Source organism: Solibacillus sp. FSL W7-1324, assembly GCF_038008025.1.
Taxonomy (GTDB): Bacteria; Bacillota; Bacilli; order Bacillales_A; family Planococcaceae; genus Solibacillus.
Window position 1 is genome coordinate 2,197,433 of record NZ_JBBOYH010000001.1, and the last position, 12,312, is coordinate 2,209,744.

Annotated in this window: 12 protein-coding genes; 3 read left to right on the forward strand and 9 right to left on the reverse strand. The window is 39.5% G+C overall.

Annotated elements, in window-relative coordinates; all coding sequences use genetic code 11:
* Positions 1-73: 73 nt before the first annotated feature.
* A complete protein-coding gene (locus tag MKY71_RS10855) occupies positions 74-649 on the forward strand; it encodes a PepSY domain-containing protein (RefSeq protein WP_340732596.1) in 576 nt (191 codons plus the stop codon).
* Positions 650-1,121: 472 nt separating this feature from the next.
* Here the strand turns inward: MKY71_RS10855 and MKY71_RS10860 are convergent, their stop codons facing one another.
* Together MKY71_RS10860 and MKY71_RS10865 are read right to left on the reverse strand one after the other, a co-directional pair.
* Positions 1,122-2,345, reverse strand: a complete 1,224-nt coding sequence (locus MKY71_RS10860; RefSeq protein WP_340732598.1) for an IS110 family transposase — start codon at positions 2,343-2,345, stop codon at positions 1,122-1,124.
* Between the two features lie 247 nt (positions 2,346-2,592).
* Positions 2,593-3,333, reverse strand: coding sequence for a class I SAM-dependent DNA methyltransferase (locus MKY71_RS10865; RefSeq protein WP_340732599.1), 741 nt, complete (start codon positions 3,331-3,333; stop codon positions 2,593-2,595).
* 229 nt (positions 3,334-3,562) lie between these two features.
* Between MKY71_RS10865 and MKY71_RS10870 the strand changes: the two genes are divergently transcribed.
* Together MKY71_RS10870 and MKY71_RS10875 are read left to right on the forward strand one after the other, a co-directional pair.
* Positions 3,563-4,195 carry a heat-shock protein gene (locus tag MKY71_RS10870; protein WP_339171801.1) on the forward strand — a complete coding sequence of 211 codons (633 nt, stop codon included), beginning with the start codon at positions 3,563-3,565 and terminating at the stop codon, positions 4,193-4,195.
* 14 nt (positions 4,196-4,209) lie between these two features.
* Entirely contained in the window at positions 4,210-4,659 is a 450-nt protein-coding gene (locus MKY71_RS10875; protein ID WP_340732600.1) for a cAMP-binding protein, read from the forward strand.
* A gap of 267 nt (positions 4,660-4,926) precedes the next feature.
* Here the strand turns inward: MKY71_RS10875 and MKY71_RS10880 are convergent, their stop codons facing one another.
* From MKY71_RS10880 to MKY71_RS10910, 7 genes are all read right to left on the reverse strand, one after another.
* Positions 4,927-6,408, reverse strand: coding sequence for a methyl-accepting chemotaxis protein (locus MKY71_RS10880; protein WP_340732601.1), 1,482 nt, complete (start codon positions 6,406-6,408; stop codon positions 4,927-4,929).
* 162 nt (positions 6,409-6,570) lie between these two features.
* On the reverse strand, positions 6,571-7,191 hold the full coding sequence (gene kynB / locus MKY71_RS10885; protein WP_340732602.1) for an arylformamidase: 621 nt from the start codon (positions 7,189-7,191) through the stop codon (positions 6,571-6,573).
* A gap of 10 nt (positions 7,192-7,201) precedes the next feature.
* Positions 7,202-8,548 (reverse strand): sodium-dependent transporter, encoded by a 1,347-nt coding sequence (locus MKY71_RS10890; protein ID WP_340732603.1) that lies wholly within the window; start codon positions 8,546-8,548, stop codon positions 7,202-7,204.
* Positions 8,549-8,698: 150 nt separating this feature from the next.
* Positions 8,699-9,559 (reverse strand): tryptophan 2,3-dioxygenase, encoded by an 861-nt coding sequence (kynA, locus tag MKY71_RS10895; RefSeq protein ID WP_340732604.1) that lies wholly within the window; start codon positions 9,557-9,559, stop codon positions 8,699-8,701.
* Between the two features lie 11 nt (positions 9,560-9,570).
* Positions 9,571-10,830 carry a kynureninase gene (kynU, locus tag MKY71_RS10900; protein WP_340732605.1) on the reverse strand — a complete coding sequence of 420 codons (1,260 nt, stop codon included), beginning with the start codon at positions 10,828-10,830 and terminating at the stop codon, positions 9,571-9,573.
* A gap of 121 nt (positions 10,831-10,951) precedes the next feature.
* Positions 10,952-11,833 carry a signal recognition particle gene (locus tag MKY71_RS10905; protein ID WP_339171820.1) on the reverse strand — a complete coding sequence of 294 codons (882 nt, stop codon included), beginning with the start codon at positions 11,831-11,833 and terminating at the stop codon, positions 10,952-10,954.
* Positions 11,826-12,302, reverse strand: a complete 477-nt coding sequence (locus tag MKY71_RS10910) for an RNA polymerase sigma factor (RefSeq protein WP_339171822.1) — start codon at positions 12,300-12,302, stop codon at positions 11,826-11,828. Before MKY71_RS10910 ends, MKY71_RS10905 begins: the two co-directional genes overlap by 8 nt.
* Positions 12,303-12,312 lie beyond the last annotated feature (10 nt).

Genomic DNA, 12,312 nt, shown 5'->3' on the forward strand with positions numbered 1-12,312 from the left:
AATAATGCTCTCAGACTGTTTTCATATTCGCTGGCTATACTAACATTACAAACAAATAAAGGAGCGAGTGAATATGAATAAAAAATTTATAGCAATCCCGGCATTACTAATAGCAATTGGTGGAGGTGCTGTATTTGCACAATCTGATTTATTTGTGCAAGCCGTAAACAACCCAAGTATTTCAGCTGGTGAAGCAAAGAAAATTGCGTTAAAACAATTAGACGGTGAAATTATCAGTTTTGAATTTGATGCAGATGACCGTACACCACATTATGAAATCGATATTGTGAAAGATAATGAAAAAATCGAAGTTAAAGTGGATGCAGATACAGGAAAAGCGGTTGTCACGGAACGTGAAAACATTCGTACGATTACAACAGAAAACCCGGTAAAAACAGATGGTACTGAAAAAGCAACAGATTCAGCGAACAATTCTTCTATAATTACTGAAGAGCAGGCAATTGAAATTGCTCAGGCAAAAGCAAAAGGAACAGTGACAGACATTGAACTGGATGAAGATGATAACCGGCTCATTTATGAAATCGAGATCCGAAACGGTAAAATGGAATATGATTTTGAAATCGATGCAAAAACTGGCGACATTATTAAGTACGAAGAAGATTTAGACGACGACCGGTTTGAAGATTAATTTGATGAAAAGTAAAATAATAGGCAGGGACATAAGTAGAATTATTGTTAAATAAGAGGAAACCCTTTATTAAGAAACGGATATATTGCAAAATTGATTGGAATGGAGGGCGAGTGTAGCTGACGGCTACGCCTTTCGCTACAAGCGAAGCTTCCTGCGGGAATAGCGTGACGCCTGAGACTACAGGCTCAGGCCACGCCCGCGGAAAGCGTCCCGGAATGGAGATCAATTTTAACTCTCAGCAAAAAAACGCTATTTTTCTCAGAGAAAAATAGCGTTTTTGGGGTTATGTCCCAGTCTCTATTCTTACGATTAGTCAAGTGTATTCTACAACTTTAGTAGCTATTTTAGATTTAAGTGTAGGGGCATAGTTTCTCTCTTTATTTTACACTTATATTTTTATATGCCAAAAAGACCTAACGATTTTTATTTTTTTCGAGAGGTCTGTATGATATAGTGGAGTTACGTTTTATTACGATTTCTGAGCTGGTAGTGCGGACTCATAATCGTAAAGGATGCCTCGTGTTAATAACTGAAATGTCACTTTCAGAAACTTATTAACACAGGCGATGATCGCAACCTTATGAGGCTTTCTCTGAGGTTGCGTTTTTAATTTATAATAGTAATCCGCAAAATGATTTGGTTTCTCTTTTAACATAAGCATCCCTTGCATCATGAAATATAAAATTTTCCGCAAATGTTTATTCCCACGCTTATTGATACGATCCCGATATTGTGTGTTCCCGGATTGATAGCGCATGATATCGATCCCTGCGTAGGCGTTTAATTGTTTTGCATTTCGGAAGCGGCGAATATCACCGATTTCACCAATCAAGCGACAAGCTGTTGTTTCACCCACACCAGGAATGGAGCGTAATACAATATATTCTTGACGTTCTTTTGATAGCTCCGTCATCTGTTGGACAAGCGCCTCTTTCTTTTCCTTCAGTTCTGCAATACGAGTTGCGTAATCCTTTACTTGATCACACCTTACATCTGTCGGCTTAATGGCCGGATAACTATTTTGAGCTGCTTCCATTAGTTCAACGGCTTTTTTCTCTGCACGAGTAAGGGAAAGGTTCTTTTTCGTATTCGCCTTCAACCGATTTTTTATGACGGTTTTTGAATGAGACAAAACAAGGGTAGGGTGTGGGTAAAGCTGTACGATATTTAAAAATAATGCGGAACTTGGCGTAATGAGTTTTTCAAGCTCTGGAAAACTCATATGTAAAATCGCATGCATCCGACTCTTTAGTAAAATCATTTCCTCATCGATTTCATCATAATAGCGTGTAAGTGCACGCATCTGTTCATAATAATCATCTTGAACGTAAGTCGCTTCACGTTCCAATCTAAAATGCGTTTTGGCTAGTTCATGTGCGTCACTTACATCCGTTTTATGGCGTCGCATTTTCGCCATCTGTAAATTCGCTTCAAGTGGATTCATCCGACTATATGTATAGCCATGATTTTTGAAAAACGCTTCTACTGATTTGGAATAGACGCCTGTTGCTTCAAATACAATTTCAGGAGCTTGTCCATCTAGTTTCTTCATTTCTTCGATACGCTCGTGTAATCGCTCAAAGTCAATTCGTGTGTGATTTAATTCGCCTTCAAACTCACATTTTCGATACCGATCATAAATAACGACCGAACTTTTGCCTTTACTAACATCTAACGCAATGACATGTTTCATGATTTCATTCTCCTTTTTAGCCAGTCATAGAAGCCTTCACAATACCTTATCGATTCCACTTTCTTATACACGATCTCTTTGGACCCAACATACTAAACTGATTCATATAAGGGCGTGAAGTTAGCCGGTTTTTTATACGGACTCACAAATGGTCCCAGAGGCTGGTCGGCTTTTCTTCACTTCTACTATAAAAAAATAGTAGCACAAACCATGGCCTTGGTTTGTACTACTAATGTTAGTATGTTTTTTATATCGTTTTTCTCGCCTTTACAATTAGAAAGGAAGGACGATGCTTTTCTTTTTGTAAGTTTGGAAGTAGTTCCATTGCTTCTTCTGTCGGCATTGGTTCCACTATTTTCTCGATTTGCAGGCCATTCGTGATTAATGTATTCAAAATTGTTTCCATCGTGCGATGATACATCACCACATGATTTACGAGCCAATTTTTTGTTCGTTTCCCTTCTTCCTGGTAATGGGCAACCGCAAAATGGGAGATAGAGCCTTCCTCATCCAAAATCCACTGTTCCTCCCCTTTATTAGCTGTCGAGATTGGATGCTCAACAGAAAACAGGAATACCCCTTCCGGACTTAATGCATGACTCACCTTTTCTATGACCCCTTCAAAATCCGACACATAATGTAGAGCCAATGCACCTGTTATTAAATGGTACTTTGATTTCTCCAATTGAATGTCTTCCATTGAAATTTGCTCAAAGTAAAGGCAATCACTTTTATAAAGTTCTTTTGCTGCAGTAATCATATTGCCTGAAATATCAATCGCATCGACATGCTGTGCCCCGTTTAACACACAGTCATTTGCAAACTCCCCTTTTCCACAACCTAAATCTAATATCATTTTCCCTTTTACATCCGGCATTAATGCTAAAAAATTGGGCCGCTCCAGTAAATTATTGTAATTGAATTTCCGGTTACGAATTTCTTCATAACCTTTAAAAAATAAGGCATTATCATAAATATTTTGCTTCATTTTTCTCCTCGTTTCACCATAACGTTATGACTTCTTTGCGCAACTTTATTATCACATGGCAGAAAAATTTTAAATAGACTTATATTTCAAAATTTAGTAACATGTAGATAGAGGCATGTCTAGTTTTACTAATTCAACTTTTTTACAAAAACTATGCAAATTCCTTAGCGATTTGCATAGTTTTTGTTTTTACGCCTTCTTCATACTCTCTTGGAACTGAGGAAAACTTATGAAAAATAATAATTTGAAAAGCATTCTACTCTTTTTACTATTCACTATAAACACCAGTGTCGTCTACGTCATTTCTCAACGCATAGAAGATCTGGAGTTGCCTTTAGCGCTCGTTACTTTCGCGATATTTATTTTATTTATTATGCTTGTTTTCAAGCTTAAACTAAGACCAATCGTCATTACACTCGCAACAATCTTAGCATTGACCGATATTAATTCAATCTTCTATTTGGCCCTTCCTGATTTTTATACGATTGGGTTTACGATCGGAATCCTTATATTTCTTGTTTTCTGCTTTAAAAAGTCTAAAGATGCCATTCTCGCTGCGATTGGTTTTTGTGTAATGAACCTGCTCGTACATATAGAATTTTTTATACAATGGGAATGGGTCTACCTATTTATATTACATAGTATTCTAGTTATCATCTCCAGCAGGTTACAATTTACGATTACGAAAAAAATCTATTTAGGATTTTTCAGTGTGACTTTCCTTTTCCTCGTGATCGGAACATTGGTTGATCACAATTATTGGGCCGTTTTTGGACTTATTCTATATTTCACGGTACTTATTGCGTTTTATATCGTTATCCGAAGACAACAGGAACAACAAACTACATATAAACTACATTGAGGGGAAGCATCCAGATGAAAAATGTAAACCGATTATTTCTTATTATCGCCATCATTATTCTTGTGATAATAGGCCGCTATTTTATGGCACAAAATGAAGTAACAGAAATTCCTGATGTAACAGCTGTAACGAGTGAAATAACGATTGATACGGTTCGCGGAAGCTATTGCTGGCATTCAGCAGGTGAAGCAGAGTGTGTTGATACGGCTGCACCGCATGAAATGATCAGTACACAAAATACTCCTTTCGTAAAAGTACAGCCAGGGGAAGTACTGGAGTTTCAATATAGTCAGAATGTAACGAGTGTATCCATTCAGCAATGGATAGAAGATTACGATTATAAGGAAATTGCCACATCGACACGCTTTACGGCCCCAACGGAAAAAGGGAAGTATATTATTTCCAGTATGGCGCGCTTTAGCAACGGAGATGTTACAGACAGCATTGCGATAGAAATAGAGTAACTAAAAAGGGGCTGGGACATAACCCAAAAAAGCTATTTTTCTCTGAGAGAAAAATAGCTTTTTTTTGCTGAGCGTTAAAATTGATTTCCATTCCGGGACGCTTTCCGCGGGCGTGGCCTGAGCCTGTAGTCTCAGGCGTCACGCTATTCCCGCAGGAGTCGCCCTCCATTCCAATCAATTTTGCAATATATCCATTTCTTAATAAAGGCTTTCCTTTTATTTAGCAATAATTCTACTTATGTCCCGGCCTCTTTTTACTTTTTCCGATTATTGTCGTTTCGTAATTTCTGCCAATTCGCTTTGCAGTTGCTGAAGTTCATTACTCGCATCTGCAATCGATTTCATCATGACATGTTCTTCATGGATCGAGCTCGCGATTTCTTCCGTCATTGCGGCATTCTCTTCGGAAATTGCGGACAAGTTTTCAATTTGATTCATTACTTCTCCAACAAGTTCATTCGTATGCGTAATCGTCGACATGTTTTGATGAAGCTTTCCTTGGATTCCATTGAATGATTGCTTAATGCTATCAAATGAATCGGTAATTTCATTCAATGTACCAACACTTGAATGGACTGCTTCTTTCCCTTCGTATGCTTTTAATTGGGCAGTTGTTGCACGCTCCAGCAGCTGCTGTGTAACAACGGTAATACTCGTCGCGATATTTGCGCTTTCTTCCGCCAGTTTTTTCACTTCTTCTGCTACAACAGCAAACCCTTTCCCGTGCTCTCCTGCTCTAGCCGCTTCAATTGAAGCATTTAAAGACAGCAAATTCGTTTGGTCGGCAATTGCTTTTATCCCATTTAACAAGTTATTTACATTGGCAAGGCTTTCTTGCATATTGTCGATCGTCGTTGTTGTTAAATCAATCGAGTCGCTTAACGTTTCCATATCAGCTGTCACATCATGTACCTGCTTCCAGCTCTGTTCAATCGCTTCCTGCACTTCATCCGAGTCATTTACAGTCGATTCAGAGAACTCTTTCGTTTTCACCATATTGTCATGTGATAAAATCATCTGTTCATTAATCTGCTGAATCATCTCCGCTTCATTATGAATGGCTGATGCCATCTGATTTGATGACTGTAATATCGTCTCGCTCGCAAGATTCAATGTACCGACATTCTCATTGACATGTGTAATGCTGGACGCAAGCTGAATTGAACCTTCTTCAACCTTATTTAAAATCGATGATAAATTTTCCAGCAGTTCCTTTGCTTCACGCTCTTTTTCCTGGGCATCCTTTATTAGTTTGTTACCCGATTGTGTCAAACGGTATAGCAGAAAGTTACAGCCTGTCATACTGACAAAGATCGTAATAAATACAGGGAGATTCGCATTTACCCCTAATAAATTTTCCGGCACTGCAATGTATAAGAAAATATAAGAAATACTGGCTATCAGTAAAAATATTTTAATCATCCGTTCATTAAAATACATGGCGCACATAATAAAAGTTACAAGCAGCATGTAATGTTTATTGATCGAATAGCCATCAAGGTAAAATAATAAGAAGACGACAAATGCCGGAATGAGTACAAAAATTAACCCTTTGGCGAAGTTGGATATATTCAGGAAATAATTGGCTGTCGATAACAAAATGACAATGCCCCCTGCAATTATGTACGAGATGGAGTTACTAAAACCATTTGCAATAACAAGTGGTGAAACAATTAAAATTGCCAATACGATTGTAATAATTAGATTTAATTGATGAATCCAATTAATTTTTCCGTTGCGTTTCTTCAAGATGCCTTCCTCCTAGGAACAATTGATTATTTCCATTATAGTTTATAGGTATATATTACAACCCTTTTGTAGACAATACAATGGACTTTTGGATTGAGAAGGAAAAATTTACAAATAAAAGAAGCTCACGATGTTAAATCGTAAGCTTCTTTTCATGATGTTTTATTCAACTTTTTTACGAACGACCGCACGAACAGGTGCACCGTCAGCACCTGCTATTTTTAATGGCAGTGCGATCAGTTCATAAAGACCTTGCTGAACATGCCTTAAATCGAGCCCTTCCAGTATATGAATACCATGTTCGTATAACTTGTGATGTGCCAATACTTCCTTGCTGTCCAAAGGATCAACGGAAGGATTGTCAATGCCAAGCAATATTACACCGCGCTCCTTTAAAAACGGTGCGACATCCGGATGAATGACTGGAATCGTTTCCGGAAACACTTCACTCAGCTGCTCAACTGTTTTAAGCAGTACCCGCTTTACACTGTGAAAATCAATCGATGACAGCAATTGGGTCGAAATGACTTCATGCCCAACACAATCTACGATTACACAGTCACCGATATACACATTTACATCCAATTGCTCGATAGTCTCAGCTTCACTGTTAAAATGAAACGGTGCATCCGCGTGAGTACCTGTATGCAGTGAAGTGGTAATCCGCCCGATATTGACAGAGCCCGTCTGTTGTTTCGTAAACCCAACTTCAAAAGAAAACGGTGTATCCCCCGGCCAATTCGGCATCCCGTTTTTCATCGTTTGTGTAATATCAATCCACATGGCTTCACCCCTAATATTGAATGACTAAATATGCTAAGACTACGACAATGACTGTCGGTACAACAAAGGTCATTAAAAAGCGATATGTTTTGTAAAAGCCTTCACCTAGTTTACTTCCTTGCAACAGTTCGCTTTTCACGAGGTTTTTATCCATAATATGCATGATGAAAATCGCGATAAGCAAGTTGCCGACTGGTAAAATAATGTTGGACACTACAAAGTCGGTGAAATCAAAAATATTACGTCCAAAAATCGAAACATCACCTAATGTACTGTACGTTAATGTCGAAGGAATCGATGCGATAAATACAAAGATACCGATAATGACTGTAATTTTTGCGCGGCTGATTTTCCATTTTTCTATAATAGCAGCAACGATAATTTCATACATACTAAACGCTGACGTTAATGTTGCAAATAAAAACAGAATTAAAAACAGCGCTAAAAACAGTTCACCAAACGGCATTTGTGAAAACGCTGCAGGCAATACCATGAATAGTAATGGTGGTCCGCTCGCCACTTCCATATCAAAGGCAAAGACAACCGGGAAGATCGCCAGTCCCGCCAAGAACGATACGAAAATGCTCAATCCTACAACAGAACCCGCTGAATTCGGTAAGCTCACATCTTTCTTTAAATAAGAACTATATGTAACTAAACATGAGAATCCAACAGCCAGTGCAAAAAATGATTGCCCTAACGCATATAAAATTGATTCACCGGTAATGTTCGAAAAATCCGGATACAGGAAGAACTTGATTCCTTCCATTGCTCCGTCCAATGTTACGGCTCTTACTACTAAAATAAAGAACATGATAAACAGTAACGGCATCATGAATTTATTTGCTTTTTCTATCCCGTTTTGAACACCAAGCGCAATGATCACAACATTCGCCAATGTAAACAAACCTAAACCGAGTAAAGCAATCCAAGGTGTGCCTGTTACTTGTCCGAAAAATGCTCCTGGATCCATAGTTGGCGCGATAACTTCGCCCACAACCGAAACCCCGCTGTAAACAAAAATCCAGCCGCCGACTACACTGTAAAACGATAATAATAAGAAACAGCCAATAATGCCGAGCTTGCCGATCCAAGCCCATGCCTTCGTATTCGGCGCCAATACTTTATAGGCAGTAACCGCCTCTTTCTGTGTGGCACGCCCGATAATATATTCCGATAAAAGCATTGGCAGCCCGATAATTAATGTCAGCAGCACAAAAATCAGGAAGAATGCGCCGCCTCCACTTTGACCGGCTACATAAGGCATTTTCCATATTGCCCCAAGTCCAATCGCTGCGCCCGCTGACGCTAATACAAATCCTAACTTACTTGACCACTGTCCTTTACTCTTCTCCATCTGTCTCACTCCACTCATCTGTCTAACCTAAGCTATCAATTCCGCCCTGCGGAATTGTGTCCAGATTTTTTTGAGTTTACTCAAAAAGTTTCCTTAAAAAATCTGTGACATCTACCAGAGGTATTATTTTGATTCAGCTGGAATGCTGAATCAAGATAATACTGTCCGCAAATCCCAAAGTTCCGGGAAAAAGCGGTGATCGAGCACTTTTCGCAAATAATTGACCCCTGATGAGCCACCTGTACCCACTTTAAAGCCAATAATGCGCTCGACCGTTTTCATATGACGGAAACGCCACTGCTGCAAGGAATCTTCAATATCGACAAGCTTTTCACCAAGCTGGTATAAATCCCAGTACGTATCGATATTTTCATAGACGGTTTTCCAAGCGGCGGCAACAGAATCGTCACCACTATATACTACCGAAAAATCACGGTTTAGCAAAGCTTCAGTTATTGGCAATCCTGCTTTTGCCAATGCCTGAATCGCCACATCATATATACTTGGCGCATCATATGCCTCTTTCAGAACCGCTAAAGTATCCGGTTCTTTTTCATAGATTTTTAGGATATAAGGCGTTTTATAGCCAAGCGCAAACTCGATCAGGCGATACTGATAGCTTTGGAATCCCGAAGCTTTCCCAAGATCATCCCGAAACTGCAAATATTCCGCCGGTGTCATCGTTGCCAACACGTCCCATGCCTGAATGATCTGCATTTGAATTTTCGATACACGGGCAAGCATTTTAAACGCAGGCTGCATTTCCCCTTTTTCAATTGCCTGTATTGCACCGCGCATCTCATGAATGATGAGCTTCATCCAAAGCTCACTCACTTGGTGAATAATAATAAACAACATCTCATCATGATGGTCGGAAAGACGGTTTTGGCTGTTTAAAAGGGGATCCAGGCTCAAATAATCGCTGTACGTCATATCTTCACGGAAATCCGTATGAATTCCCTTTTCATCCTTTAGCTTGTGCTGCAATTCTGAAATTGATCGCTTATCCACTAAACCACTCCTTATGCAATGATGTCTCGTTTATTTTCGTACTTCTCATAAGTTTTGTTTGTGACAATGTCTTTTAAAATCTGCACTGCCTGCCATACTTCCTCAAAGGAATTGTATAGTGCTACCGGTGCCAGGCGGATACCATTTGGGGCACGGAAATCAGGCACAACCCCATTTTCTTTTAATGTTTTACAAATTCTTGCCGCCTCTTCATGGACTAAAAACAGATGACCGCCACGTGTGTCATCAATCGGATTACCGAATGTAAACGTATTTGGCATCTCCTGTTCAATACAATCCATCATAAATTGTGTTAAGGCAAGAGACTTTTCACGAACCGCTTCGATGCCTGCCTCTTCAAACAGCGACAGTGCGCCTTCAATCGGTGCCAGGCTCAATATATGGGGTGTACCGATCTGGTAAGCTCCTGCATGCGGTGCAGCAGTTATTGTTACATCTAAATCAAACTGTTTTTCCTTAGCTGAGCCAAACCAGCCGGCCAAACCAGGTGCTGTACCAAAGTGCTTTTCATGAACGAACAATCCTGCAACGGAACCCGGACCACCGTTCAAATGCTTATAATTGCACCAAAAAGCAAAATCCGCGCCGATTTCATGAAGATGATGCGGAACAGAACCGATTGAATGGCATAGATCAAATCCGACCAATATGCCACGTTCATGTGCTGCTTCCGTAATTGCCTGCAGATCCAATACTTGGCCACTGCGGTATAAGACAGCCGGCAGAACCGCAACCGCCACATCCTCGGTCATCGCTTCGATGATGGCTTCTGTCGTAATTGTTTGCCCGTCTTCACTTTTTACGAGCTGCATACTGCTTTCCGGCAAATTGTGCAAAGCAATTTGACTGGCAATTGCATATAAGTCTGACGGGAAATTCAGTTCGTCTGCTAAAATTTTATAGCGTTCCGCAGTCGGTTTGAAAAACGTAGCCAACAGCTGGTGCAAGTTTGTTGTTGTCGAACCCGTCAGCATTACTTCTTCACTTTTGGCACCTATTAAAGGAGCGCACATCACAGATAGCTTCTCCGAGAAATAAAACCAGGGATGCTCCCCATTTGTCCAACCGTCGATCCCGTAATCTTTCCACGAGTTAAGCAGTGTATGCACCGACTGTTCCGCACGCTTTGACAGCAACCCAAGCGAATTGCCATCCAAGTATATTTGTCCCTCTTTTTTATAAAATTCATCTGCATACTTCTGCAAACCATCCAATTCATCGAGTTGTTTTGCTTTTTCCAACGTCGTCATGCTTCCACCCCTTCTAGTAACTTATTAATATCGTACGGGGGATAGTAGCGGTTGTCAAAGTATTCTGAAAGATAATCAAATAAAAAAAGCCTACCTTTCATAATAAGGTAAGCTATAGAAATCATCCCCATAATAATCCGTACATTATTATTAAGAAAAATAATTTACTTATTATAAATTGCACCATTCGCCACTTATTCTTTCCGTATTTTGCTTCTAAAAGAATATTTATCAGTGCTGACAACAATAAAAATGCGATCAACTGAAACAAATGGAGTTGAGGAACCGAAACAAACAAAACAAGAATTAAAAAAGTAAAAATCTCCACTACACTTTGCCAATATGTAGAATGTGTCGGTAGATGGCGTTTCGGATCTTCAGGGTCCCTCAGCTTTTTGCTCACCCGATTCATTGCCAAAATCAATAGAATAAAAACTACTACATTAATGATGGAAGAAATTTTACCGTCAGCCGGTTCATGTAATTCGATCATTCCACGCAAAGTTTGATCCTCTAATAGATATCTCTGACCTGTCCCTATCTCCCGGTAATACGTTGCTTCGCTTCCATGGTATTCTTGGAGGCGCATGACCGTGCTATCTTCAAACTCCAATCGATAGCTTTTATCAATAGAGGGTTTTTCTATAATAATGTCGGTTTTCTGTAGCTGTTCCAATAAAGTTTCCACCGCTATTAAGGTTTCTTCACTTTTTACTTTTTTAACACCTGCCTGCAGTGTGGATTTGGGATCCCCTTCCCAATCCATATAATAAACGGCTTGCAATGCACTGCTATCCAAATTCTCAGAAGTCGTTTGCTGATTTTGCGGAAATGTACCGACTAAAAACAGCGTGATGCATGCAATGGCAATCATTACGGCCGGGATTTGCCAATGAAAAGGTTTTGAATTGAGGCGCTGCTGAATTTTATTGAAGTCCTCCTCTTTTTTCTCCGAATCGACTTGAATCTTTTTGAGCTGACTTAATTTTTCTTCTTCAAACATCCTCTTCCCCTCCTAACAGTTCCCGTAATGCTTTTAAACCGCGTGCTGTATTATTTTTCACTTTCACTTCACTGCAGTTTAAGATCATTGCCGTCTCTTTTACCGAATACTCTTCTATGTAGCGCAGCACGATTACTTCACGGTAATTCCATTTAATTTGCTGGAGGGCGTCATACAGTTTTTCATTTTCCGCATTTCGCTCGACAACTACTTCCGGCAAATCTGCCACTGCTACCGGCTCGGTTTTCAACTGAAAAAAACCAATAATCTTTTTTCTTCGAAAATGGTCATATACAAGGTTTCTGGCAATTTTTAATAAATAAGTCCGTTCATGTTCGGTATAATTTTTTTGATAAAAACGGTAAAAAGTTTCTTGCAGTAAATCATGTGTTGATTCTGTATCATTCGTTAAATAGCGTATATATTTATAAACAGCGTCGTAATGCATATCAAAAACTTCGCGTCTCAACCTTACAGCC

Coding starts and splice junctions, on each gene's coding strand:
- MKY71_RS10865 (WP_340732599.1), bottom strand. CDS start 3,333: ATGAAGCAAAATATTTATGATAATGCCTTATTTTTTAAAGGTTATGAA.
- MKY71_RS10870 (WP_339171801.1), top strand. CDS start 3,563: ATGAAAAATAATAATTTGAAAAGCATTCTACTCTTTTTACTATTCACT.
- kynU (WP_340732605.1), bottom strand. CDS start 10,830: ATGACGACGTTGGAAAAAGCAAAACAACTCGATGAATTGGATGGTTTG.
- MKY71_RS10890 (WP_340732603.1), bottom strand. CDS start 8,548: ATGGAGAAGAGTAAAGGACAGTGGTCAAGTAAGTTAGGATTTGTATTA.
- MKY71_RS10905 (WP_339171820.1), bottom strand. CDS start 11,833: ATGTTTGAAGAAGAAAAATTAAGTCAGCTCAAAAAGATTCAAGTCGAT.
- MKY71_RS10860 (WP_340732598.1), bottom strand. CDS start 2,345: ATGAAACATGTCATTGCGTTAGATGTTAGTAAAGGCAAAAGTTCGGTC.
- MKY71_RS10855 (WP_340732596.1), top strand. CDS start 74: ATGAATAAAAAATTTATAGCAATCCCGGCATTACTAATAGCAATTGGT.
- kynB (WP_340732602.1), bottom strand. CDS start 7,191: ATGTGGATTGATATTACACAAACGATGAAAAACGGGATGCCGAATTGG.
- MKY71_RS10875 (WP_340732600.1), top strand. CDS start 4,210: ATGAAAAATGTAAACCGATTATTTCTTATTATCGCCATCATTATTCTT.